Source organism: Micromonospora sp. D75, assembly GCF_018070405.1.
Lineage (GTDB): Bacteria > Actinomycetota > Actinomycetes > Mycobacteriales > Micromonosporaceae > Micromonospora > Micromonospora chalcea.
On the sequence record NZ_JAGPXV010000894.1, the window covers coordinates 1 to 1,778 of the forward strand.

Consider the following 1,778-nt stretch of genomic DNA (forward strand, 5'->3'; position numbering starts at 1 on the left):
CGGTCAGCGCCTCGGGCGTACGCACGCCGACGGTGATGCCGTTGCCCTGCTCGCCCCGCGCCGGCTTGACCACCACCGGGCCCACGTCGTTCAGGAACGCCACGTCGTCGGGCTCACCGGTGGCGGTACGCCCGCGCGGCACCGACAGGCCCGCCTCGGTGAGGATGCGCCGGGTCACCCGCTTGTCGTCGCAGCGGCTCATCGCCACCGCCGAGGTCAGCTCCGACAGCGACTCGCGGGTGTGGATGGTCCGGCCGCCGGTGGTCAGCTTCAGCTCACCCCAGTGCGGGTCGGTCACCTCCACCCGGATGCCGCGGCGCATCGCCTCGTCCGCGACGATCTTCGCGTACGGGTTCAGCTCGTCGTACCCCTCGGGCATGGCGGGCAGGAACAGGCGCTCGTTGATCGGGTTCTTCCGCTTCACGCAGAGCGTGCCGGTGCGGTGGAAGCCGAGGCGCTCGTACAGCCGGATCGCGCCCGAGTTCTCAGCCAGCACGGACAGGTCCACGAACGCCCGGCCGCGCCCGTCGAGCCGGTCGGCGAGCGCGGTGAGCAGCGCCTGCCCGGTGCCGGGCGGGGCGGTGTTGAAGTCGACTGTGAGGCACCACAGGCTCGCGCCGTTCTCCGGATCGCCGAACACCGCGACGTGGTCCACGCCGGTGATGGTGCCGACCACCTCACCCGTGGTGTCCTCGGCCACCAGGTGCAGGAACCGGTCCGTGCCGGCGTTGTCCACCAGCACCTCGACCGGGGCGGTGACCATGCCGTTGCGCGCGTAGATCCGGTTCACCGCCTCCGCGTCGACGGCGTCACGCAGCGGCCGGACGGTCAGCCCGGGCACCTCGCCGCCCTCGGTCGCGGCGGGCCGCTTCTCGCCCAGCGGCAGCCGGTACGTCAGCGACGGGTCGATGAACAGCTCGTCCGGAAGCCGCGACACCAGCACGTGCGGGTCGCGCAGGTAGATGCAGATGTCCCGGGCGCCGACCGCCTCGGAGCGCAGCACGTCGGCCACGTGCACCTGGTCGTCGAACGTCTGCCCGAACACCAGCCGGCCCCAGCCGCAGTCCAGCACCACGCCCGAGGCGTCGGTGGACGTGGGCTCCGGCTGCCGCTGCTCCGGCGTACCCGGTGCGACCGGGTCACCGCCGGGGCCGATGCGTTCCCGGCGGCGCCCCAGCACCCGTTCCCGGTCGGTACGTGCCGTTCCGGTGGCGAGGGTGTCGGTCACGGTCAGTCGATTCCGTGGCTCTGGAGCCACATTTCCAGGAGTCCCAGTTGCCACAGCTTGTTTCCGTTCAACGGGGTCAGTTCGGCGTTCGGGTCGGCGAGCAGCGCGTCGACGTAGTCGGCGCGGAACAGGTCGCGACGGCGCGCCTCGGGCGCGGTGAGCGCGTCGCGTACCCGGTCGAGGAGCTTGCCCTCCAGGTGGGTGAGTCCGGGCACCGGGAAGTAGCCCTTGGGCCGGTCGATCACCTCGTGCGGCAGGACCCGCCGGCCGATCTCCTTGAGCACGCCCTTGCCGCCCTGGGCCAGCTTCAGCTCCGGCGGGCAGCTCGCGGCCAGCTCGACGAACTCGTGGTCGAGGAACGGCACCCGGGCCTCCAGCCCGTGCGCCATGGTCATGTTGTCGACCCGCTTCACCGGGTCGTCGGTCAGCATGACCTGGGTGTCGATCCGCAGGCCGGCGTCGACGGCGGTCTGCGCGCCCGGGCGGCCCAGGTGCGCGGCGACGAACTCCCGCGCCGGGTTGCCGTCGGCCAGCCACGCTGGGTTGAGCA

The 1,778-nt window shown here is 72.3% G+C and carries 2 protein-coding genes; both read right to left on the reverse strand.

Annotation, left to right across the window (positions count from 1 at the left end; all coding sequences use genetic code 11):
• A partial coding sequence (locus KBX39_RS30420) for a GNAT family N-acetyltransferase (protein WP_210873853.1) occupies window positions 1–1,228 on the reverse strand: 1,228 nt, incomplete at its 3' end.
• 2 nt (window positions 1,229–1,230) lie between these two features.
• A partial coding sequence (locus KBX39_RS30425) for an asparagine synthase-related protein (protein WP_247660764.1) occupies window positions 1,231–1,778 on the reverse strand: 548 nt, incomplete at its 5' end.